At 46.4% G+C, this 22,715-nt stretch carries 20 protein-coding genes; 2 read left to right on the forward strand and 18 right to left on the reverse strand.

What is annotated here, in order from left to right:
* Positions 1-110 precede the first annotated feature (110 nt).
* The 6 genes from EKN16_RS12980 to EKN16_RS13005 all read right to left on the reverse strand — a co-directional run bounded on the left by EKN16_RS12980 (position 111) and on the right by EKN16_RS13005 (position 6,512).
* Positions 111-836 (reverse strand): ThuA domain-containing protein, encoded by a 726-nt coding sequence (locus EKN16_RS12980; RefSeq protein WP_125657581.1) that lies wholly within the window; start codon positions 834-836, stop codon positions 111-113.
* Position 837: 1 nt separating this feature from the next.
* The gene (locus EKN16_RS12985) at positions 838-1,941 is read right to left on the reverse strand and encodes a Gfo/Idh/MocA family protein (RefSeq protein WP_125657584.1); all 1,104 of its coding nucleotides are present in this window, start codon (positions 1,939-1,941) and stop codon (positions 838-840) included.
* A 27-nt stretch (positions 1,942-1,968) separates the two neighbouring features.
* Complete coding sequence (locus EKN16_RS12990; protein WP_125657586.1) at positions 1,969-3,519, reverse strand: ABC transporter substrate-binding protein; 1,551 nt, start codon at positions 3,517-3,519, stop codon at positions 1,969-1,971.
* 66 nt (positions 3,520-3,585) lie between these two features.
* Entirely contained in the window at positions 3,586-4,473 is an 888-nt protein-coding gene (locus EKN16_RS12995) for a carbohydrate ABC transporter permease (protein ID WP_125657588.1), read from the reverse strand.
* A 35-nt stretch (positions 4,474-4,508) separates the two neighbouring features.
* The gene (locus tag EKN16_RS13000) at positions 4,509-5,459 is read right to left on the reverse strand and encodes an ABC transporter permease (protein ID WP_232016390.1); all 951 of its coding nucleotides are present in this window, start codon (positions 5,457-5,459) and stop codon (positions 4,509-4,511) included.
* Between the two features lie 177 nt (positions 5,460-5,636).
* Positions 5,637-6,512, reverse strand: coding sequence for a helix-turn-helix domain-containing protein (locus EKN16_RS13005; protein WP_125657591.1), 876 nt, complete (start codon positions 6,510-6,512; stop codon positions 5,637-5,639).
* 121 nt (positions 6,513-6,633) lie between these two features.
* Between EKN16_RS13005 and EKN16_RS13010 the strand changes: the two genes are divergently transcribed.
* On the forward strand, positions 6,634-7,761 hold the full coding sequence (locus EKN16_RS13010) for a Gfo/Idh/MocA family protein (protein ID WP_125657594.1): 1,128 nt from the start codon (positions 6,634-6,636) through the stop codon (positions 7,759-7,761).
* On the opposite strand, the gene EKN16_RS13015 is transcribed toward EKN16_RS13010, so the two are convergent.
* The 3 genes from EKN16_RS13015 to EKN16_RS13025 form a co-directional block, all read right to left on the reverse strand.
* Entirely contained in the window at positions 7,739-9,409 is a 1,671-nt protein-coding gene (locus tag EKN16_RS13015; protein WP_164522782.1) for a response regulator transcription factor, read from the reverse strand. The two genes, EKN16_RS13010 and EKN16_RS13015, sit on opposite strands and share 23 nt — an antisense overlap.
* Complete coding sequence (locus EKN16_RS13020; RefSeq protein ID WP_125657600.1) at positions 9,384-11,174, reverse strand: sensor histidine kinase; 1,791 nt, start codon at positions 11,172-11,174, stop codon at positions 9,384-9,386. The genes EKN16_RS13015 and EKN16_RS13020 overlap by 26 nt, the downstream gene beginning before the upstream one ends.
* A gap of 258 nt (positions 11,175-11,432) precedes the next feature.
* Positions 11,433-12,875 (reverse strand): class I SAM-dependent rRNA methyltransferase, encoded by a 1,443-nt coding sequence (locus EKN16_RS13025; protein WP_125657603.1) that lies wholly within the window; start codon positions 12,873-12,875, stop codon positions 11,433-11,435.
* Between the two features lie 123 nt (positions 12,876-12,998).
* Here EKN16_RS13025 and EKN16_RS13030 point away from each other — a divergent pair, with 123 nt between their 5' ends.
* Positions 12,999-14,015: a Na/Pi cotransporter family protein gene (locus tag EKN16_RS13030; protein WP_232016391.1), complete on the forward strand. Its 1,017-nt coding sequence runs from the start codon at positions 12,999-13,001 to the stop codon at positions 14,013-14,015.
* 63 nt (positions 14,016-14,078) lie between these two features.
* On the opposite strand, the gene EKN16_RS13035 is transcribed toward EKN16_RS13030, so the two are convergent.
* From EKN16_RS13035 to dnaK, 9 genes are all read right to left on the reverse strand, one after another.
* The gene (locus tag EKN16_RS13035; RefSeq protein WP_125657606.1) at positions 14,079-14,510 is read right to left on the reverse strand and encodes an NUDIX hydrolase; all 432 of its coding nucleotides are present in this window, start codon (positions 14,508-14,510) and stop codon (positions 14,079-14,081) included.
* Between the two features lie 194 nt (positions 14,511-14,704).
* Complete coding sequence (gene mtaB, locus EKN16_RS13040) at positions 14,705-16,096, reverse strand: tRNA (N(6)-L-threonylcarbamoyladenosine(37)-C(2))-methylthiotransferase MtaB (protein WP_125657609.1); 1,392 nt, start codon at positions 16,094-16,096, stop codon at positions 14,705-14,707.
* A gap of 5 nt (positions 16,097-16,101) precedes the next feature.
* Positions 16,102-16,881, reverse strand: a complete 780-nt coding sequence (locus EKN16_RS13045) for an RsmE family RNA methyltransferase (protein WP_125657612.1) — start codon at positions 16,879-16,881, stop codon at positions 16,102-16,104.
* 138 nt (positions 16,882-17,019) lie between these two features.
* Positions 17,020-17,736, reverse strand: a complete 717-nt coding sequence (locus EKN16_RS13050) for a site-2 protease family protein (protein WP_125657615.1) — start codon at positions 17,734-17,736, stop codon at positions 17,020-17,022.
* A gap of 153 nt (positions 17,737-17,889) precedes the next feature.
* On the reverse strand, positions 17,890-18,873 hold the full coding sequence (prmA, locus tag EKN16_RS13055) for a 50S ribosomal protein L11 methyltransferase (RefSeq protein WP_125657618.1): 984 nt from the start codon (positions 18,871-18,873) through the stop codon (positions 17,890-17,892).
* 221 nt (positions 18,874-19,094) lie between these two features.
* Complete coding sequence (locus EKN16_RS13060; RefSeq protein WP_125657621.1) at positions 19,095-19,289, reverse strand: hypothetical protein; 195 nt, start codon at positions 19,287-19,289, stop codon at positions 19,095-19,097.
* Entirely contained in the window at positions 19,286-19,459 is a 174-nt protein-coding gene (locus tag EKN16_RS13065; RefSeq protein WP_125657624.1) for a YfhD family protein, read from the reverse strand. Before EKN16_RS13065 ends, EKN16_RS13060 begins: the two co-directional genes overlap by 4 nt.
* A gap of 97 nt (positions 19,460-19,556) precedes the next feature.
* Positions 19,557-20,696 (reverse strand): molecular chaperone DnaJ, encoded by a 1,140-nt coding sequence (dnaJ, locus tag EKN16_RS13070; protein ID WP_125666209.1) that lies wholly within the window; start codon positions 20,694-20,696, stop codon positions 19,557-19,559.
* 108 nt (positions 20,697-20,804) lie between these two features.
* Positions 20,805-22,643, reverse strand: coding sequence for a molecular chaperone DnaK (gene dnaK / locus EKN16_RS13075; RefSeq protein WP_125657627.1), 1,839 nt, complete (start codon positions 22,641-22,643; stop codon positions 20,805-20,807).
* Positions 22,644-22,715 lie beyond the last annotated feature (72 nt).

Raw genomic sequence — 22,715 nt, forward strand, 5'->3', positions numbered from 1 at the left:
CAGGCAAGCTTATGCTCACCTGCTTTACTTATAGAAGCTCAATAACAGCTAGATAAATGGTCTTTCACGCTAATTTTTAACAAATGTATTCTACAGTGATTCGTTTATAGCTACCTATGAATCTGTTCCAAAGGAACGGGTACGTGACCGTATTGAGGCTGTGCCCCCCGCCCATCTGCTGCCCAATTGACTGCATTTGCGATAACACGGATGATCTGAGGGTTATGATAGGTTGGATATGTCTCATGCCCTGGACGGAAATAAAAAACTTTGCCCTGTCCCCGGGAATAGGTACAGCCACTGCGAAAGACTTCACCGCCTTCAAACCAGCTGACGAATACGAGCTCATCCGGGGTCGGAATGTCGAAATGCTCTCCGTACATTTCTTCCTGCTCCAATTCGATATACTCACCAATGCCTGCTGCAATCGGATGCGCTGGATTCACAACCCAGAGCCGTTCCTTCTCATCTGCCTCTCTCCATTTCAACGCACAAGAGGTTCCCATCAGTTTTTTAAATATTTTCGAATAATGACCGGAATGAAGAATAATTAAGCCCATACCTTCGAGTACTCTAGCTTGAACTCGGTTAACGATTTCGTCGTCTACCTCGTCATGAGCCATATGTCCCCACCAAATAAGTACGTCTGTGCGATTCAGCACCTCTACAGTGAGTCCATGCTCTGCTTCATCCAAGGTTGCTGTCTGGGCAGAGAATCCATATTCCTCCTGCAGCTGCGTTGCAATTGCTGTATGAATACCATTTGGATAGATGTCCATCGCAATTGGATTGGTTCGTTCATGTCGATACTCATTCCATACAGTAACCTGCGTCATGCTAACTGACTCCTTCTGCTGTTCGTGTTTGTGTTCGAATATCTGCGGGAGCTATCGTTCTCTTCAGGCTTGCCGCTTGAGCAATGGCTTCCAGCACTTCTTGGTTCGCGTACCCATCTTGCAATCCCGGAAGCTCATCTCGAACGCTGCCGCGAAGCATATCAGCAAAATCCTGCATTTGAGTAACCGCATAGGGAGCGGGCACTTGATGACGTCCTGTCACGCTGAGTGATGGATCTCCCGATTCGGCTTGGGGACGAATCCAAGTCAATTCATTTCCTCGCTCACAGCTCACCGATAGAGTTCCAAGATCGCCATAGATGGTGACCTCTAACTGATTCCCCGACCCGTACGCATTGCGGGATGTCTGAAATACGCCCGCAACGTCGCCCTCTAAGGTTGCCAGGAAGCCCGTAAAGTCATCCACATCCACGGTACCCTCCGAGCCTGTAGCCGGATCATGTCTTTTGGAGATAAACGTCTTCATTTGAGCGGTTACCTCTGTAAATTCACCGATCATAAAGCGTGCCGCATCCACCATATGAGAACCTAGATCTGCTAATGCTCCTGTACCTGTTATGCTGCTTTGGTAGCGCCAATTCATCGGAGTGCCGACCATCGACACTCCCCATGATTGCAGGTATTGAACAAACACACTTCGAATGGCACCTAATTTCCCCTCCCGAATCAAATCACGCGCATAGCGGAAGGATGGCACATACCGATAGGAGAAGCCGACCATCGAAGGAATTGGATCTGTTTCATAGAGCTCGAATAGCTCCAATGCCTCTTCGTAGGTACGTGTAAATGGTTTCTCCGTCATAAAAGGCTTCTTATGAAGCAAACAGCATTTCACAATTTCATAATGCACGTTATTAGGGGTAATCGATAAGATTGCATCTACCTCATCGTCAGCGATTAAGTCCGCATAGTCGGCATATCGATGCTCTTGGGCAATGTTCAATTTGTCGCCTGCCTGTTCCACCGCTTGGGCGTTGGAATCACATATCGCAGTCACATGAACGCCTTCCAGCTTTGCCATCTGCTCCAAGTGGACGTTAGCCATTCCGCCCAATCCAATAAGGCCAATTTTAATTTCTTTCATGCTGCAGCTCTCCCTACGACCTTGTTATTAATTTGCCTTCGCCCATTCATCCAGCTGCTTTTGCTTCTCAGCAATGATCTTATCCATACCGGCTGCCTTAAGCTTGGTGATATAGTCCGGAATATATTTCTCTGGATCCACCGATCCTGTTACGATCACATTTTTAAATTCCTTCTCGACGTTGCTTGTTGCGGCAATTTCCGTTTTGACCGGCTCTGCGTTAAAAGCAAACCCTAACGCACGAGATTTCTCCGCACTCTTATTGTAATTCGCATAAGCTTCCCATTTGTTCGGATCTTCACTTGCCCAAAGATGAACGAGCGGGAGGTTGCCGAGCATCCAGTTTCTAGTTGGCGGGTAGCCAGAGCTGTTGCTGTCTACGCCCGCTGGGAAATCAATAACATTATCGGATTTGATCACGTAATGCTTGCCTTCAATTCCGTTGATCAGCAAATTCATAATATCTTTGTCTGTATACAGCAGATTGGCGAACATCATGGCGCGTTCTGGATCCTTCGACGTTCTAGAAATCGCCAGCACTGCACTGGTAGCATCCGTGGTGCTTGTGAATGGTTTGGCGAGCTGAATCTCAACCAGCTCTGTTCCTTGAGTCCGAGAATTATCCAAATTCGAGCCTGGCTTGAACGAACCCGTCTGTGCGAAAGCTTTGCCCGCTCCAAGTGATTTACCAATATCCTGCAGCGTTGCAGCATCTTTATTGATATAACCGGCTTGATACCATTTACGCATTAATTTTGCATACTCCATATATTTGGGATCTTCGATTTTATTGATTACTTTAAGTCCTGCTCCAGAGCGTGTCAGCTCACCAGGTCCTTCACCTAACATATCGTAATAACCATAGTCGAGAATCATGGCCGATGGCGATGCGCCGCCTGTCGTTATGAATGGTGTAACGCCTGGCTCATTTTCTTTAATGGTTTTGAACAGCGGCTCCATATCTGCAAGCTCTTTCACTTTAGACAAGTCGAATTTATATTTGTCGACGAGGTCCTTACGCAGAATCAACCCTTTATCAGCAGCAAATTCTTTATTGGCGACCATCCCGTACAATTTTCCATTTACCTTGGCTGCATTTACGATTTCAGGATCAATGGTTTTCGTGAAATCCTGACCATACTTGGCTACCAGATCATCCAGAGGTATAAACTGTCCTTTGGCAACCTGCTGCGTGAATCCGAACCAGCCTGCTGAGAACATGAGGTCGAATGGATCGTCAGAAGCAAACATCAGATTCGTTTTATCTCCCCAAGCACTCCAATCAATGGAACGTATTTCGAGCGTAGCATTGATTTTTTTCTGCAAAATTTTGTTGATTTCATCCTGCACCAGCTTCTGATCCTTCGGCTCCGGTCCAGGAAACACCATGACAATGTTATAAGGACTTAACTTGGAATCGTCTGCTGCCCCTGCATTGTCGCTGCTGCTTTTTCCTTCTGATGTTGAATTTGTTGGAGCTTTGTCCTCCTTGTTCGAACTACCGCAGCCCGCTGTGACTAGAGAAACAACCAGCAGCATGAGGAGAAAGTAATGAATCCGATTAATACTCTTTCCCATTCCAATAACCTCCCGTGTCTATCTTGTTATGTTATTTATACTAAACTGGACATTTTCATGCCAGATTCAGCCCTTCACCGCACCTACTGTTAAGCCTTGAACAATATACTTCTGGAAGAAAGGATACGCTAAAATGATGGGGCCGATTCCAATAATGGCCATCGCCATTCGAATCGTCTCTGTTGGTGCATGTGCCAGCAGCTGAGATTGCCCTGAATTCCCCGTTTGATTAAGCAGCACTTGAATGTCAAGCAGCGTCTTGTTCAGTAAATATTGAATACTGTATTTCTCTGAACTATTGATAAAGATCAGGCTGTTATACCAGTCATTCCAATAGGCTAACGTGTTGAACAGCCCTATCGTGGACATGACCGGAAGCGACAGCCGCAAAATAATTTGCGAGAAAATACGCACCTCTCCCGCACCGTCAATGGCAGCGGATTCAATAATGGACGGCGGTATCGTATTCATAAAGAAGGTGCGCATAATTAAGATATTGAATCCGCCGATAAGCAAATTCGGGAGAATTAAGGCAAGCAGCGAGTTGTCGATGTGCAGATATTTGGTATAAACCAGATACCACGGGACAAGCCCGCCGTTAAAGAGCATCGTGAGGAAAACGTAAAAGGTCAGTCCTTTGCGGAACGGAAAATCTTTTCTCGATATGGGGTAAGCGAACAAAGCAGTCAGCAGCAGACCTATGATCGTACCTATAATCGTGACCAATATCGTGACTCCATAAGCTCTGACAATGACATGGGAATCATGAAAGAGATACGTATACGCGCTGAAATCAATTTTTTGGGGTAGGATGGAATAGCCATGGATCAGCAGTGACTTCTCTTCTGTAATTGACACCATAAATACGAGCAGTAGTGGAAATAAGGTTGCTAGCATGTAAAGTATAAACAGAAGGTGAATGATCCACTGCTTACTAAGTCTGGTTGTTATCATATTCATGTTCCCCTTTGCTCCAGATGAGGGCGGCTTTAGAATAAAGCATGATCGCTGTTGATTTTTTTGACGATGTAATTAACAACAAATACAAGAACGAATCCGAGTACGGACTGATATAACCCTGCTGCCGATGCCATACCGATATCCCCCATTTGCAGTAAAGCTCTGTACACGTAAGTATCGATAACATCTGTCGTTGACATGAGTGCGCCCGAGTTCATTGGAACTTGAAAGAATAGACCAAAATCGGCATTGAAGATCTTGCCAATCTGCAGGAGCACCATAATCATGATGATCGGCATAATCAAAGGGAGAGTAATCGACCGAACCTGCTGCCACTTATTCGCACCATCTAGAACGGCGGCCTCATAATACTCGGAATCAATGCCGACAATAGCCGCCAAATATACAATGCTGAAGTATCCAATGCTTTTCCATGCATTGACGATGACTAGAATATAAGGCCAATATTTGGGCTCACTATACCAAGCTATCCCATCTAGACCGAGCGGCTCAAGAATTAATTTGTTCACGAACCCGTATTCCACACTGAGGAAGCTGAACACGAGATAACCGATAATGACGGCCGATAAGAGATAGGGCAGCAAGATGACACTTTGATAAAAACGAGAAACCAGCTTCCGACGAATGGCATTTAGTAAAATGGCAACCGTCACCGCCAGAATAAGATTCAGCAGAATAAAGATCGCATTGTACACCACCGTATTACGGGTAATGATAAAAGCAGCTTCGGTGCGAAACAGGAATTCAAAGTTTTTGAATCCGATCCAATCGCTGCCGAGAATCCCCTTCTTATAATCCAAGTTCTTAAACGCGATGATAACCCCAAACATCGGCAAGTAGTTGTTAATGAAGAAATAAAGTATTCCTGGGATGGTCATCACGATTAACACTTTATACTTCTTAATCTGCCTCCATAGCGACTCCTTCTTACGTACACCTGCGGCATGCACAGTTTGCATTATGCATCTCTCCAAATCGGTTGATTACTGTACAATCATCATAGATCGAACTCGCATAATGACCTACCTGTGAAATGACATTGCCGATACGGATGATGACATTTGATATAAATAAACACCTCGCCGAAGTTAATATTCGGTGAGGTGCTTATTAATAAACCTGATAGATGCTGCTGCCTAGATTCTTGCTTGTACCGAGCGCGCATATTCCGTGGGGGTCATACCGATCGTTTTCTTAAATGCTTTGGAGAAGCTGTGAACACTGCGGAACCCCAGATCTTCAGCAATTTCTGAGAAATTCCCTTTTGTTTCACGAATTTGCATTTTAGCCATGTCGATTTTCAAGCGCATGAAATATTTCATCACTGGATAGCCCGTCTGCTTCTTGAAGTCGTCTTTCAATTTAGTCTTAGTAAGGCGGAGTGCAAGACTTATATCCTCAAGTGACAGAGACTCTCGGATCCTCTCCTGCATGAGCTGGATCACGGCCCGCTTCAAATCATGCTTTTCTATCTCCTGAGCTACCGACAGCAGACTGATCCCTGTTAATACTCGATTGTCACTGCGCAGCAGACGGATTAAAAATTGTTCGAGCAAGGAGCGAATCATCTGCTCTCCCCCGATTAGGGGATTATCCCTGAGTATGAGTGGATGCTCGAATGGGTACATAAATGTTTGCATGGCCTCTCTAATAATCTCTGAAAGCAAGTTCCTCTCCGCATCATCCAACCGTTGAATACGATTCTCGAACTGCTTCATGACCTTCGATTTGGTATCAAAGCTGATGACAATAATATTAGGTGCCGTTCCGCCGCTGGCATAGAAGCTATGAAATTCATTAGGCTTATGAAAAATAATACTGCCGGATTCCAATCGATGCTGGCTGGTGTCAGCCGTCACCTCCACTTCTCCTTTGTCCGTATAGACCAGCTCCCAGAAATCATGACTCTCTCCATGGAAGACGTAATCCTTGGCAAATTCAAAATAATACATCGTTATCAGATTGTGAATTAATACAAGGGGTTTCAGCTTCGTTCGCAAGTATTCAGCCATATTCGACCACTCCTCTTACCCGGCTAATTCAGCAAAAAGTCAGGCTTTTTAAGCAAAGAAACAATTCCTGTTCCGCACTATAATAAACGTAATTCATCATACACAGGAGGTCTTCTCTATTATGAAACTAGGTGTTATTGGCTACGGTTTACGAATACGTCACGTCATCGATGAGATGAAAAAAATGGATCCCAGCTGCCAGGTTGCAGGCATCATTGACCCTAGAGCGGATATTCTATCCGCAAGCGACGAACCGATCCCCGTCTTCTCGTCGATCGCTGAGATGGTAGAAGCCATTCATCCAGATGGCTTAATGATCGGCACACGGTGTTCTCTGCATACACCCTACGCACTGGAGGCCATTCCAACAGGCATTCCTTTGTATTTAGAGAAGCCCGTCTCCACAACTTTGGAAGATTGGCTGCGGCTGCGGCAATGCAATGAGCAATATTCACCTTCAGTCGTCGTCTCTCATCCCCTGCGCCTTACTTCTATCGTTCAGCTAGCTAAGCAAATTATAGACTCCGGGCAAATCGGAACGGTTGAGCATGTTCAAGCGGTTAATAATGTCCCTTACGGCGGCGTTTATTTTCACGGCTGGTATAGAGATGAGGCCGAGACAGGTGGACTTTTCTTGCAGAAAGCCACACATGACTTCGATTATATCAACCATCTGATCGGACAGCAGCCAATTGGAATCTATGCCATGTCCTCCAAACAGGTTTTTAAAGGAGATAAGCCTGCCGGACTAACCTGCATGGAATGTGAGGAGAATCGCACCTGCGCAGAGAGCACTGTAGGCACCCCGATGCAAGAGGATTGGCGTTACTGCTGCTTTGCCAAGGATACAGGCAATGAGGATTCCGGAAGCGCGCTCATCCGCTATGAGAATGGGATGCATGCCTCTTATTCCCAGAACTTCTTCGCTCGGCGAGGAGCAGCGGCTCGGGGTGCCCGCTTACTCGGTTATAAAGGCACGATCGAATTTGATTTCACAACCGGTCTTCTGCGCGTTCATAACCATCATACGCCAAGAGTGGACAGCTATCAGTTTGAAGGTGATAACAACCACTATGGCGGAGATGAGAAGCTCGCGGCTAACTTTCTTGCCATCATGCGAGGGCAAGAAAGCTCAGATAGTACACTTAAGGACGGTCTTCTTAGTGCGCTCATGTGCTTGAAGGCAAAGCTTTCTGCTGAGACTGGAACTCTTCAGGAAATCAATCTTACAACTCAGCACTTGGTCTGATATCATGGTTATCCGTTTTAGTAGTCTGTGAAGCACGAGTGATCATAATCTGTCTTCTATATGCTTGCGGATTCATACCATAATACTTCCGAAACAGCTTGGAGAAATGCGAAAAGTTGGTGTAATGAAAAGCTTTGGCGATATTGCTTATCGTTTCATCCGATTGGATAAGCATATCGCTCGCTTTCTTCATTCTCTCCTGCTGGATATAATCGGTCAAGCTGAGCCCGACCTCTTTCTTAAACAGTCTGGATAAATACGCGGAATTAATATGCGCAATCGAAGCTAGATCTTCCCTTGATATTTCGTCCAACAGATGATCACCAATATAACGTTTCACCTTGTCCACAACGCTGTATTCCGTATCCAGCAGCGATAAATGCACCGTTACTGTATGAATGATCTGCTGTGTCCACTGCTGCAACTGCTGCAGCGATTTGGTAGCCGATAATTGATCTAATTCATTCCTGCCCGAGAAGACTGTTTGAGCCGAGATTCCTCGCTTGTGCAGTACGTAGTAGACGGTTTGTAGAAGAGCATGATAGAAGGTGTTCAAGGTTTCACCTGTAATTCCTACATCTCCGCGCAGCTGCTCGAACATCTGGCTAGAGAGTTCCATGAGTTCTTCTCGATTCGCCTGCTCTAGCAGCTCTGACCATTCGAACAGCGCAGGAAGCTGGGTTTCTCGTGACTCCTTGGGCTGTTCTTTAAAGAAGAGCACCGCCTGAGACATCGTCACATTGTTATGCTCCATTTGTATGAGGGCATTATACATCCGAGAAAGCTCGCTGAGATTCACCCATTCGCCAATATAACAGGTTAAGCTGCAATACAAGTATTTGGAGCATGCCTCTATATACTGTGTGCAGCTTTTTTTGATTTGATCGAAAGTCAGTGCTCGTTTATCCGATGTCTGGTCGTCGAATAAAAGGACAAAGTGTACGCCATTCCCATCCTGCAGCACCTGCCCTGACAACTGTCCGAGCAGCATTTCTTCGGCAGCGTTGCGTAAAGCGAACGCCATGATTTCTTCTTCCCTCGTACTGAGCGGCTTACCCCATTGCTCAATCCCCATTAGAATCGGCAATATTCTGGTACTGGGCGAAAGCGGCATGAGGTTCGAGGATAGCGCCTTTTCAATATTGTCTTTAGTCGGAATGATGCGCTGCCAGAACAAGTCCTGCCAGAAACGCTCATAAAGCAATATTTTTTTGGTTTCCCATTGACTATAGACCTTTAGATAGGCTTCATTACGATCCTTAGTCTCTTGAGCGATAATGATCTTCTCCAGCGCATGATGAACCGTTTCCTTCAGCTCATCATAATCTACAGGTTTCAACAGATAGTCCAAGCTCCCCAGATGGATGGCTCGCTGTGCATATTTAAAATCAGCATGACAGGTTAGGAATATCGTCTCAACAGCAAGGTTCTGCTCTTTCACCCATTCCATCAGCTCGATCCCGTTACTACCCGGCATTTCGATATCACAAATCATTACATCAATCTGCGTACGAATTAGAATCTCCTGCGCTTGCTCCGCGTTGTGCGCTTCGTAGATTTCGGAGATATGAAGGCTGTGCCAATCCACGCCTGATTTCAGCCCTTCAATAGCAAACCATTCATCATCTACTAGCAATATCTTGTACATGGCTGCTCTGGCCTCCTTCAATAACATATGTCTTACTTCTAGGGATACGCATGATCACAAGCGTTCCTTTCGGTACCCTTTGTTCAAAGGTTAGCTCGGATGCAGTCCCATACTGAAGCTTCAAACGATGACGAACATTCCAGATTCCTAAATGTCCATCTTCAAAATCAGCGTTCAAATCATTCCTCTGCAGCTCCTCCAATTGTTCATGACCCATACCGACCCCATTATCTGCAATATGGACTTCATAGTAAGGCGCATCCAGCTGAGTAGGTCTTATTACCATCACTTGAATAACGAAAGGCTCCTTGCCCATTACAAAACCGTGAATGACTGCATTTTCCACAAAAGGCTGAATAATAAGTGGAGGTATGGCTTCATTGGCAAGTTCTGTATCCAGTGAAATTTCATATCTGAGATAGTTTGGGAACCGAAGCTGTTGAATTTCCAAATAGCTTTCGATATGCTCCAGCTCCTTTGAAACGCTTACAGCATTCAGGTTCGTACGTGTGACGAAGCGAAAATACTTGGTAATATGCTTGGACATTTTCTTAATCAGATCCGTCTTATTCAGCTCAGCCAGATTATAGATAATATTGATCGCATTCAAGAGAAAATGCGGATTGATCTGTACTTGCAGATGCTTAAGCTCCGCCTTCTGGGTCCGGATATGCTCCTCATACACATCAATTTTCAAATCATGAATTTGAGCAACCATATCGTTAAAGGTGTCGTTAATAATCATAAATTCCTTGGAACTGGCTCCCGCTAGCCGTGTTTCCAGCTCTCCCCGCTTGATTCGCCTCATCCCTTTAATCAAGTAATACATCGGTTTAAGCAGCGTTCTCTGAAGGAGCAGCAGATAGATGGCGAGAACGACCATACCAATCAGCGGTATGACATATAGAAGGCGTTGAAAATAAGGCAGCTGCTGAAGCAAGGTGCTCTCTGGCACTAATACCGCTAGATGTATACTCGCTTTTCGAGAAGCTGTCGCCACAATTAGATATTTCTTTTCCTGGATGGTGCGAAGCGTTCGGTATAATTCTGTTGCCGCAGGAAGGGATAAGGTGTAGCTGGGTGCCTGAAGCTCACGAATGGTAGTCTTCGTTAAGGGCTTCCCTTGATTGGAAACGAACAAAGCTTGACCTTGATCGCCTAGATTCAAGTAATTGAGCGGAATCATAAGTTTATCTACATCCATCCAAACACCTACCAGCTGATCATTGTCCGTCTTAATAAGACGAACCATTGCCAATTCGCCGCCTCTTTGCAGAACCTTCCACTTTTTCTCCGATAGCGTACTGTCATTTTGCTCACTGATGAAATTTTTAAGTGCCTTCGAGACAGACTCCATCTTAGCAAAGTCTCCTCCGCGGAATGACGTGCTAAGCAGCTCACGATCTGAGCGAGAGTAAACAAAGAACATATTCACATTAGGGTAACGAATAATATCGGACATCATCTTATTCTGAAGACGCACTTTGGAGAAAAAATAGTCGGCGCTGCCTGTCTTGGCCTTTCCATATACCGACAAATCCGAATTTTGCACCACAAAATTGTAGACATAGCTCTCCGTATCCTCAAGCGTTCGGTCGATTTCATTCATGTACATGGCCAGCAGATTTTTGTTCGATTGCCCAACCTGAGCCCGAACGACATCCATAGCGTATAAATTGTTATACATCAGCAAAATAAATAGAGGAACGGTAACCGCCAGAAAACCAATGATGAGTTTGGATCGAAGAGACGCCCGTAAGTTCATCGCTCACACTGCCTTTTATCAGGTTATATGGAACTCATTTTACATGACTCTGAGGATACCGCCAATGAGAATTAGCTGGAATGGGTAGGATTGGATTGGATCGGATCGGATAGGATAGGATCGGATTCGGTTTAGCTCCACATAAGGAAAGCTGCCTTGTTCACATAGAAAAAGGCTCCCCCTTCTCTAAAATAAGAGCTGGGAAGCCTATTCATTCCTCTTCTTCGATTCTGAGATTCCGAGATTGATGCCGGAAAGCTACCGACTGCGTACCTCGAATATGCCGAATTTCAAATAGTGTCCTTCATTGACGCCTAAAATTTGCGGATGATCCTTGCCTGCAGCGCGCCATTCGATCAAGCGCACTACCTTACCCGCATCTACGGCAGCGGCTTGAATCGTCTCTAGAAATAACTCAGGCCTCATATGATAGGAGCAGCTTGCCGTAACGAGGTAGCCGCCTTCGTTCACGAGCTTCATCCCGTGAAGATTGATATCTTTGTACCCGCGAACCGCGCCTTCAATTGCATTTTTGTTCTTGGCAAAGGCTGGCGGGTCCAGAATGACAACATCCCATTTGCGACCTGCTTCGGTACTTATTGGCTTGGAGGTATCTGTTTTCCCTTTTCCTGGGGCATTTCCGCTGCTTATTTTTCCCCGTTCCATCCGCTCTTCGATGCCTTTAACCTGACTGCGCAAATATTCAAAGGCATCTGCAACGACAAACTCTACTCGATCCGTGAAGCCATTGCGAGCAACATTGCGCTCCGCTGTCTCAATAGCATGGGCAGACACGTCTAAGCAGGTCACCTTTTTCGCTCCGTATTTGCAGGCATGCAGCGTGAAGCTGCCCGTATGAGCGAAGCATTCAAGCACTGTAGCACCGTCCCAGTAAGGGAAAGTAACTACTTTACCATTGGCATTAACCGGAACCAGCTCCGTTTGCGCAAGCTCCGCAATGGCTCCAGTATCATCACTAGCTGCAGAATCGGCCTTCATGTCATCTAAATTGCGTGCCTCTAAACGTATGCCGCTGCGCACACCCCAGCCCTTCATAAGCGGTGCGATGGAAGCCCGATTCTCCCGTTGATCAAAGAAATAGCCGGTCTTTTGCCCTTCAACAATATCTACTTCCATATGCAGGCCATTCTCTACAATTTCGACAATACGAGGACATTCTCCATAGAGCAAGCCTTTCCGTTCTTCAAGACCTTCCAGCAGTCTAACCGACACATCGCTGCGCTCATAAATACCTTGTGGCGAGAATACTTCAACTAGAGCACTAATAATCGCTTCCCGGTGAATGTCCATCCCAAGCGTAAGCAGTTGAACTACCAATACTTCTCCGAAACGGTCAACGATTAGACCAGGGAGAAAATCAGCTTCACCATAAACGAGTCGACAATCACGTCCATCTACAAACCGACTGCGATGCTGCGCACATTGCTCGAACCGTTCACGGAAGAAAGCCTGATCCATAGCTTCTAAAGGTTTATACGAAATAACCCGAACGGTTATCTGAGATTTGGGATTCCAGTATCCCGTTGCCAAATAACGGCCTTGATAACTGACCAGATCAACCAAATCCCCCGCATTTGCTTCCCCATCGATTCGATTGATTTCACCTGCAAACACCCACGGATGTCCAAGCTCCAACCTTTTTTTTCGATCTCGTTGTAATACCGCTTTCGCGCGTTCCATAATTACTTCCACCCTTCTTAGATCCATCCTTATAGAAGCTTGTCATGCTTGTCCTGATTCTCACATATATTGGGTTACGAAGAGCTGGATTGGTTGCTTCACCAATTTTATTCCTGATTACATATGATTCCGAAATGGAAAGGAAAAATAAGGATGATCCATGCCATTATTATTCCCATGCTGATTGGTTTCACTGTCTTTTTATTCGGTATGAAAGCCATGGAGCTTGCCCTCCATCGATCAGTCGGGCATCATCTTCATCATGTGCTGCAAAAAACAACCTCTACGCCTATCCACGGACTTGTTGTCGGTACAGCAGCAACGGCTGTACTGCAGAGCAGCACAGCCGTCACGGTGATGTCGATAGGCCTTGTGAACGCAGGTCTACTTACGTTTCCTCGTACACTTGGCATTATATTGGGCACGAATATCGGAACATGCTTAACGACCGAGCTGATCGGACTAAATTTGAATCGAATCGCTTGGCCCCTGCTGGAGTGCTCTCTTGCGCTCTGGCTGCTCACCGCACTCATTGGCGAAATGGGACTTGCTGGAAAGTCGCGACTTCAATCATTCGCCACGAATTGGCTTCACCCATTGCGTAATGGAGCTGTCATTATTGGCGGATTCGCACTATTAATTATTGGCATCGGTCTCATGCAGTCGGTTGCACCTGCTATACAATCCAGCGGCCTCTTCAGCCTATTCCTCAATCGAGCCGAAGATAGCGTTGTTTGGGGGCTAGCCGCAGGAATCATCCTGTCCGCAGCCGTTCACAGCAGTGCAGCGGTTATCGGCATAATAATGGGACTTGCTTCAGTAGGCGCTATGCCTGTTGAAATCGGGATTGCCATTGTCCTCGGTGCCAACGTTGGAACCTGCATTACTGCGATCCTTGCATCAATTGGCGGGACAAGACCCGGTCGTTTCGTCGCTTGGTCCCATGTTGTACTGAATGTCGGCGGCGCGCTGCTCTTTGCTCCCTTTGTTACGGAAATCCAAATCGTAATGACCTGGATCACAGCCTCGCCTTCCGGACAGATCGCCCATGCGCAAACGTTATTCAATGTATTAAGTTCTCTAATCGCCCTGCCGCTTTGTTATCATCCCAGTCTGAGAAAACTATCTCCAAATGGATGACTCCTATACCTGCGGGGCATATCTATTTGTTCGCACCGTGTGCGAGCATCCCGCTCGTAAGTGTTAGCCATTAACCTCTAACCCAAGTAAGCGCAGCGCACCGCCCAGAATACGGTCGTTATTATTATAGCCGGACTGCTTTTGCCGCCTCCATGCCTCGGAAGGCTCAAACCACTCCACACCGCGAATTTCCTCTACCTGCGCTTGCAGCTTGCCGCCAACGGCTTCCACTAAATAATAATGCACTTCCTTGTCGACAGTGCCTTTTGTTTCGTGATTATATTTGTATTTGATCTGATCGATAGGCGCTATAATGACGCCCTCCATCCCAGTCTCTTCTACAATCTCACGGAGAGCCGTTTGTTCAATCGTTTCACCGGGCTCCATTTTACCTTTTGGCAATGAGATTTTCCCATAGCGATCCTGAATCAATTGAATTTGCAAAGCATCGTTCACTTTTCGGAACACGACGCCTCCTGCTGAAATTTCTTTCATCTTGAGTTCCCCCTTCGCGATCCATTCCCATAGCCCATGCATTATCCCCTAGCAAGGGCCCCTTCATGCTAGGTTCTATGCCAATGTAGAGCAAGGACTCCCTTCCAGCCCGGTTAGGGAGGACAAGAATCCTTGGATTACATATTAGGTATCCAGTAGTGGAAAGACTTCCTTCTCAGGTATTGCGGCAATGACTAGTTCGCTTGCAGCACCTGACGTACTGCTAATGGCTTCGTTTCTCCACCACGCGCAGCGGATGCTTCTGCATCAAGTACACGAACCAGCTGACCGAAGCATTCATTGACACCTGCTTCGGTTATTTTAACGCGGCATAGCTGACCAACAAGCGAGTCCGAGCCTTCGAATACAACCTGAAGATAGTTATCGGAGTATCCCATAACACGCCCAGTCCCCGGTGCGCCTTTGTAATCCCGCTCAGGAATCACATCTACGACTTCACCGACGAATTTCCTGCCATATTCAAGCTGCATACGCTCGGACAAGTCAATCAGCTTATGAACACGTGCATTCTTCACTTCATCATCAATCTGTTCTTCCATACGAGCAGCCGGTGTGCCGGTTCGCTTCGAATAAGGGAAGACATGCATTTCGGCAAAAGCAAGCTCTTGCATCACGCGATAACCATTCTCGAACATTTCGTCAGTCTCTCCAGGAAAGCCGACGATAACATCGGTCGTAATCGCAACACCAGGCATAGCAAGGTGAAGAAGCTTAATTTTCTCAGCAAATTGTTCAACGGTATACTTACGACGCATACGCGTCAGAATGCTATTATCCCCAGCTTGCAGTGGAATGTGCAAATGACGGCACATTTTGGCTGAACGGTTCAGAACGTCAATCATGGCATCATCAATTTGACTTGCTTCGATAGAACTGATGCGAATACGCTCAAGACCTTCCACTTTATCCAAGTCCCAAAGTAAATCCGTCAAGCGATAGTTCTCCATATCATCGCCATAGCCGCCCGTATGAATGCCTGTCAGGACGATTTCCTTATAGCCAGCTGCAACCAGCTGACGCGCTTGATTCAGAACACTTTCTGCTTCCCGACTGCGAGATAGTCCACGAGACCAAGGAATGATACAGAAGGTACAGAAATTGTTACAACCCTCTTGAATCTTGAGAAATGCACGAGTACGATCGGCAAAATCAGGAACGTCCAGTTCCTCGAACTCGCGAGTCTTCATAATGTTGCGTACCGCATTAACCGGCTTCCGATCGACCTGAATATCGCGGATGTAATCCATCAGCTTGTCCCGATCCTGCGTTCCGATAACGAGATCGACGCCTTCAATAGCCATGATTTCTGCTGGTGTCGTCTGCGCATAACAGCCTGTTACTGCTATGATTGCATCCGGGTTACGTCTAATGGCACGGCGAATAATTTGACGACTCTTTTTGTCGCCCGTATTCGTTACCGTACATGTATTGATGAGATAGACATCAGCTGTTGTCGTTTCAAAGTCGACCTGCTCATATCCTTCTTTTTTGAAAAGCTGCCAAACAGCCTCAGTATCATAGAAATTAACCTTACAACCTAGTGTATAAAACGCTACCGACGGCATAGTCGTTAAACGCCTCCCATTTCTCCAGATTCATACATGAGGCAGGCGAGTCCAACCATCGCCGCCGTCTCCGTGCGCAATATACGCTTGCCGAGTCCGACGATAATAGCACCAGCTGCTTCCGCTTCCGCAGCTTCACGTTCAGTGAAGCCACCCTCTGGCCCTACAATAAGCAGCACCTTGAGCTGCTCAGCCTCACTCTTGCCTTGATTTTCTCGATAAGCTCGAACAGCATCACGTAAACCTGCTCCGCCAATTCCGCCTTCCTTCTCATAACAAAACAATGCCAAATCATATGCTGCAAGTGCAGCAATCAGCTTACGCCACGTCATCACGGACTCCACCGCGGGAATTCGGCTGCGGTGAGCTTGCTCCGCTGCTTCCTTAGCGATTTTGCTCCAGCGTTCTAGCCGCTTCGCTTCCTTCTTGTCATCGTACTGCACAATCATCCGCTCCGATTGAAAAGGGATGAAGGACGCTGCACCAATTTCCGTACCTTTTTGGATAACAAGCTCCATTTTATCGCCTTTTGGCAAGCTTTGTGCTACCGTTACGGACCATCGCGGCTCACTATCAATCGGCAGCCAAGCTGAAATATCCGCTTCGACTCTTCCAACTGCAACGCTGCTAATAATCGCTTCGGCCACACGTTCCTTACCATCACTGATGATAATCGTATCCCCAGCTTCCATCCGCATAACGCGTCCAATGTGATGGGCATCATCACCGGTTAATACGACCTGGCTCTCACCAAGCTGCTCCGGCGTTACAAAATATCGTTGCATGGCAGTATACCCTTCGTTGTCAAATATAGAACTTTACGAACTCTAACCAAAAAAACTCTAACCTTCATCATACACGTTTTGAATCTGCTTCGCCACATCTTTAAACATTTTCCAGTGACTAGAACCGTTAGAACAATGTTAAAAATCGACCCAGAGCTTACCCCAATTTACAGCATTGAAAATGAGCTCGAATTTCCTAGCAAAGTAAATAAAAATATCATATCGATAAGCAAAAAGAGGATCTAATGTGTGCTGCCTAAGTGCAGGAATAAAGACAATTAACAAGAAAATAATCATACCCCATTGTACATGTTGATCCATCTTCAATCGTACCTTCAGAGGTACTAAATCTTGAATAATTCGATATCCATCCAGAGGTGGGATAGGGATTAGATTAAACAGGAACAGCAACAAATTCAAAAAAATGAGGTAATAGGAAAAGTGGCCAATCGCTTGTTGAACCCCATGAGAGGCCGAATCGATATATCCGGTTTGATTGACAATATAAACGGCCAATATCCCCAGAATCGCAATCAATAGATTGCTAAGCGGACCTACTGCTGATACGACGATTCCCATCAACCGCGGATATTTGAACCGTCCGCGATTAACCGGTACCGGCTTCGCCCATCCAAAACCAACAACAAGAAGAAGAATCGTTCCTAACACATCCAAATGCACACGAGGATTCAGCGTCACTCGCCCAGCGTCATATGCTGTACGATCGCCGAACTTATAGGCACTGAACGCGTGAGCAAATTCATGCACAGTAAAAGCAATAATAAGCACTAGAAATATAAAAGGTAAATCTTGAAGCGGATACCAAAGAAAATCGGCCACTTTTTTGCCCTCCATGTTCCGGTTTTGGCGTTTGTGCTCTCGTGGTGCTTCGCACCAAAGTCGCTCAAACGCTCAAAACCTACACCTTAGTAAGATCAAAACATTCAAAACACTTACACCTTAATAAGATCAAAACTTACAAATACTTACACCTGAGCTTACCGCGCTCTATTCTGGTTTCTTTGCCACAAACGCGATCCAATCCTGATCACGCTGACGATCAATGATAACGAAACCTGATGCCTCAAGGCCCACCGCTACATCCTCTTCTTTATTCTTGTAGATACCCGACGCGATGTAGATACCGCCTGGCTTAACAGCCGCATATACATCATCGACGAACAGGAGGATGATTTCCGCTAAAATATTTGCAACAACAAGATCAACCGGTACGGTTATGTTGATGGCTTGCGAAGATGAGCCTTCAGAGCTGTTGCTTTGCAGGACACCAAGCAAATCGCTTAGCTGAACCTGGATATCCCCTTCCAAACCGTTCAAACGGGAATTCTCGCCTGCCGCTGTAACGGCGATTGGATCTAGATCAAGAGCAAGGACACTTTTAGCACCTAAACGCATCGCTCCGATTGCAAGAATACCGGAACCCGTCCCAACATCAATAACTTCCTCACCACCGCGAATAACGGACTCCAACGTACGCAAGCATAATGCAGTAGTCGGGTGCGTACCTGTACCAAAAGCCATTCCTGGATCAAGTTCAATGATTTGCTCGCCCTCAGAGGCCGTGTAATCTTCCCAAGTCGGCTTAATGGTCAGTCGATCCGATACCCGAATCGGTTTGAAATACTGCTTCCACGCATTCGCCCAGTCCTCTTCATCAACGATGATATGAGAGATTGCATAGTCACCTGTATCGATGTCAAACTCACCGAGCTCGTCAATACGCGGCCGCAGATCAGAAACAACCGACTCAATGTCTATATCCTCGGTAAAATAACCTTTAATAACAGCCTTACCTTCTGGAATATCATTAAGCGGGAGCTCGTACCATTGCCCGAGTGAGGTATCACGTTCTTTATTGAGTGTACCTGATTCTTCAATGGATACGCCGCCAGCGCCCATTTCATGCAAAAAATTCGAAATCATTTCAATTGATTCTTCCGTTGTCGATATCGTTAACTCTGTCCATTTCACAGTTAAAATCCCCCTATGCAGTACTTACCTATTATTGCTAGGCAAACCATATGTCATCTATTTTACACCAAGTGGAGCGTACGCACAAAAAGTGATCCTAACAGCCCCATTTAATTCTTCCCATAAACGCAAAAAAACTGAATGTCAGCAGTCAGATAATCCGACCACCGACATTCAGCCTTGTATGAGCAGCCAGCCAAATAATGATAACCCGCAAGCCATCAAGAAGCTGTTATTCCGCCCGTTTCCTTAATCACATGGAGAGCAAGGTCCACAAACTCATCGCCAATCGTTGCTGTTAGCGAAGAGCCGTCTGATCCATCCTCAACTAGCTGAGCACGAAGCGCCTGCAGCTTGAGCGACGCTTCACGGACGCCGGAACCATCAGGATATACCGCATGTATCGTTGAAGTCATCGATTATCATCGCTCCCCTTTGAACGTTCCGCGCGTTTATCTGCTTCGGCTGCGCGCTGTTGTGCCTTAATATCGTTCTCGTCTGCTAGATCTTCTGAGAATTCGACATCCTCGTTCTTACTGATTGGTAAACGGCCGAAATTTTCCTTCTCTAAGCTCTTATCGTTCATGTCTGATCCTCCTTCACCTGAATCACTTTATGCTCAAGCACCAAGGTTAGGATAGACGATTAGACGAAATTCTATGCTCATCATTCTAGGTTAACGATTAGTCGCCGCGGAATGCCTTCTTCATTTTATCAAAAATGGACTCATGATGCTCTTGACTCGTTGACTCAGCATCACCGCTTGTGCTGCCGCCCGCAAACTGACGAAGCAAATCCTTCTGTTCATCGGTCAGACTAGTCGGTGTCACAATGGTTACTTTAACATGCTGATCACCTTGGCCATAGCCGCGAAGACGCGGAACACCTTTTCCTTTCAAACGGAAGAAAGTTCCGGTTTGTGTACCTGCTGGAATTTTCAGCTTCACTTTCTCACTTAGCGTCGGAATTTCAATCTCATCTCCAAGCGCCGCCTGAACAAAAGTAAGAGGTACCTCACAATAGATATCATCGTTCTCACGCTCGAAGAATTCATGCGCTTTGACGCGAATAACAATGTATAAGTCCCCTGAAGGACCGCCTCTGAGACCGCCTTCGCCTTCACCAGTTAAACGGATTTGTGCGCCATCATCTACGCCCGCAGGGATACGAACATTGATTTTGCGTTGACGTTTTACTTTGCCCGCCCCATGACAGGTTGTGCATTTCTCTTTGATAATACGACCACTGCCGCCGCAGTTCGTACATGCACGACGATTGACCATACGGCCAAACGGTGTATTCTGTACAACTTCCTGTTGACCAGAGCCTTTACAAACCGAGCAGGCCTCAGGCTTCGTCCCTGCTTTCGCTCCAGAACCCGTACAAGTGTCACAGGTTTCCGTGCGTGGAATAGTAATTTCGGTTTCTTTACCGAACACCGCTTCTTTAAACTCAATCGTCATCGTATACTGCAAGTCATTGCCGCGCTGAGGGGCGTTTGGATCTCTCCGGCCACCGCCGCCACCGCCGAAAAACATATCAAAGATATCGCCAAAGCCGCCGCCTGCATCGCCGAACCCACCGCCGCCGAAGCCTTGGTTCGGATCCACATGACCGTGTTGATCGTAGGTTGCCCGTTTACCGTCATCACTCAGTACATCATAAGCTTCCTTCATCTCTTTGAACTTATCTTCCGCATCCGCCGCTTTGTTCACATCCGGATGGTATTGGCGAGCCATCTTTCGGTAAGCCTTCTTTATTTCGTCCTCGGAAGCGTCTTTCCCAACGCCGAGAACCTCGTAATAATCCCGCTTATTTGCCAAGTCCGTCACCCCGTCTCCTATTGCTTAATGCTTTTTAACCATAGACACACGAAAAACGGCTGCGCCATCCGGATTTTCGGACGGCGCACCGTTTACGCGTGATAAGCTTTATTTCTTGTCATCAACAACCTCATAGTCAGCATCGACAACATTGTCTTTGCTTCTTGTATTGCTGCCGTCATCATCAGAACCATCTGTTCCTTGACCTGCTTGAGCAGCTTGCTCATACAATTTAACAGACAGCTGCTGAACGATCTCCGTCAATGCTTCAGTTGCAGCCGTGATTTCTTCAAGATTGTCGCTCTCGAGTGCCGTTTTCACTTTCTCTTTGGCTTCGTTCGCTTTTTCAATCTCACCTGCATCTACTTTATCGCCAAGATCTTTAATCGTTTTATCAACGGAGTAGATTAGTTGGTCAGCGCTGTTCTTCGCTTCAACTAGTTCACGGCGCTTACGATCTTCCTCAGCGTTAAGCTCAGCATCCTTCATCATACGCTCGATTTCCTCTTCGGACAAGCCGCTTGAAGAAGTGATGGTGATTTTTTGGCTCTTGCCTGTACCTTTATCTAGAGCGGATACGTTAACGATACCGTTCGCATCAATGTCAAAAGTAACTTCGATTTGCGGTACGCCGCGCGGTGCGAGTGGAATATCACCAAGAGTGAAACGTCCAAGCGTTTTGTTGCCAGCTGCCATTTGACGCTCACCTTGCAGAACGTGAATTTCTACGCTTGGCTGGTTGTCTGCATAAGTCGAGTACACTTGTGATTTGCTTGTTGGGATCGTTGTGTTACGATCGATCATTTTGGTGAATACGCCGCCTGCTGTTTCAATACCCAGAGACAATGGTGTTACGTCCAGCAATACCACGTCTTTAACATCGCCAGTCAGAACGCCCGCTTGAACAGCTGCACCAAGTGCTACAACTTCATCAGGGTTAACGCCTTTATGCGGCTCTTTGCCGATCAATTTCTTAACTGCTTCCTGTACAGCTGGGATACGTGTTGATCCACCAACAAGAACGACACGATCGATGTCACTTGCAGACATACCTGCATCTTTTAAAGCTTGACGAGTTGGGCCCAAAGTACGCTCAACAAGAGGTGCAGTCAGCTCATCAAATTTAGCACGAGTTAAGCTAAGCTCCAAATGCTGTGGCACGCCGTCAACCATTGTAATAAACGGAAGTGAGATCGTCGAAGTCAGAACGCCGGAGAGCTCCTTCTTCGCTTTCTCAGCCGCGTCTTTCAGACGTTGAACAGCTGCTTTATCTTTGGAAAGGTCTACGCCTTGCTCTTTCTTGAATTCAGCTACCAAGTAATCGATAACGACTTGGTCAAAGTCGTCACCACCAAGACGGTTGTCACCGCTTGTTGCTTTTACTTCGAAGAAGCCATCGCCAAGCTCAAGGATGGATACGTCGAACGTACCGCCACCAAGGTCATAAACAAGAATCGTATGATCCTCAGTTTTTTCCATACCGTAAGCAAGTGCTGCAGCTGTCGGCTCGTTGATGATACGAAGAACTTCAAGACCAGCAATTTTACCAGCATCTTTAGTTGCTTGACGTTGGCTGTCATTGAAATACGCAGGAACAGTAATTACCGCTTGTGTAACCGTTTGACCCAAGTATGCTTCTGCATCTGATTTAAGTTTTTGCAAAATGATTGCGGAAATTTCTTGTGATGAATAATCTTTGCCATCAATCACTTCTTTGTGGTTCGTACCAATATGACGTTTGATCGAGCTAATGGTGCGATCCGGATTCGTGATGGCTTGGCGTTTAGCCGCTTCGCCGACAATGCGCTCTCCGTCTTTCTTAAAGCCTACAACGGACGGGGTTGTACGGTTACCTTCTGGATTGGGGATGACGACAGCTTCGCCGCCTTCCATTACTGCTACACATGAATTCGTTGTTCCTAAGTCGATACCAATTACTTTACTCATGATTAATTTCCTCCTCAATGTTTTTGCGCGGCTCTGCTCAATAATGCAAGACATCGGCATTATCAAGCGATA

Origin of the sequence: Paenibacillus baekrokdamisoli (genome assembly GCF_003945345.1) — a bacterium.
In the GTDB taxonomy this organism is placed as follows: Bacteria; Bacillota; Bacilli; order Paenibacillales; family Paenibacillaceae; genus Paenibacillus_Z; species Paenibacillus_Z baekrokdamisoli.

What these genes read in the sequence shown, in the direction of transcription:
- EKN16_RS13065 (WP_125657624.1), bottom strand. Translation starts at nt 19,459, where the DNA reads ATGAACGATAAGAGCTTAGAGAAGGAAAATTTCGGCCGTTTACCAATC.
- mtaB (WP_125657609.1), bottom strand. Translation starts at nt 16,096, where the DNA reads ATGCCGTCGGTAGCGTTTTATACACTAGGTTGTAAGGTTAATTTCTAT.
- EKN16_RS13045 (WP_125657612.1), bottom strand. Translation starts at nt 16,881, where the DNA reads ATGCAACGATATTTTGTAACGCCGGAGCAGCTTGGTGAGAGCCAGGTC.
- EKN16_RS12990 (WP_125657586.1), bottom strand. Translation starts at nt 3,519, where the DNA reads ATGGGAAAGAGTATTAATCGGATTCATTACTTTCTCCTCATGCTGCTG.
- EKN16_RS12995 (WP_125657588.1), bottom strand. Translation starts at nt 4,473, where the DNA reads ATGATAACAACCAGACTTAGTAAGCAGTGGATCATTCACCTTCTGTTT.
- EKN16_RS13025 (WP_125657603.1), bottom strand. Translation starts at nt 12,875, where the DNA reads ATGGAACGCGCGAAAGCGGTATTACAACGAGATCGAAAAAAAAGGTTG.
- dnaK (WP_125657627.1), bottom strand. Translation starts at nt 22,643, where the DNA reads ATGAGTAAAGTAATTGGTATCGACTTAGGAACAACGAATTCATGTGTA.
- EKN16_RS13050 (WP_125657615.1), bottom strand. Translation starts at nt 17,736, where the DNA reads ATGGAGGGCAAAAAAGTGGCCGATTTTCTTTGGTATCCGCTTCAAGAT.
- EKN16_RS12985 (WP_125657584.1), bottom strand. Translation starts at nt 1,941, where the DNA reads ATGAAAGAAATTAAAATTGGCCTTATTGGATTGGGCGGAATGGCTAAC.
- EKN16_RS13035 (WP_125657606.1), bottom strand. Translation starts at nt 14,510, where the DNA reads ATGAAAGAAATTTCAGCAGGAGGCGTCGTGTTCCGAAAAGTGAACGAT.
- EKN16_RS13015 (WP_164522782.1), bottom strand. Translation starts at nt 9,409, where the DNA reads ATGTACAAGATATTGCTAGTAGATGATGAATGGTTTGCTATTGAAGGG.
- EKN16_RS13030 (WP_232016391.1), top strand. Translation starts at nt 12,999, where the DNA reads ATGATTCCGAAATGGAAAGGAAAAATAAGGATGATCCATGCCATTATT.
- EKN16_RS13020 (WP_125657600.1), bottom strand. Translation starts at nt 11,174, where the DNA reads ATGAACTTACGGGCGTCTCTTCGATCCAAACTCATCATTGGTTTTCTG.
- EKN16_RS13060 (WP_125657621.1), bottom strand. Translation starts at nt 19,289, where the DNA reads ATGACTTCAACGATACATGCGGTATATCCTGATGGTTCCGGCGTCCGT.
- EKN16_RS13000 (WP_232016390.1), bottom strand. Translation starts at nt 5,459, where the DNA reads ATGCAAACTGTGCATGCCGCAGGTGTACGTAAGAAGGAGTCGCTATGG.
- EKN16_RS12980 (WP_125657581.1), bottom strand. Translation starts at nt 836, where the DNA reads ATGACGCAGGTTACTGTATGGAATGAGTATCGACATGAACGAACCAAT.
- EKN16_RS13010 (WP_125657594.1), top strand. Translation starts at nt 6,634, where the DNA reads ATGAAACTAGGTGTTATTGGCTACGGTTTACGAATACGTCACGTCATC.
- EKN16_RS13005 (WP_125657591.1), bottom strand. Translation starts at nt 6,512, where the DNA reads ATGGCTGAATACTTGCGAACGAAGCTGAAACCCCTTGTATTAATTCAC.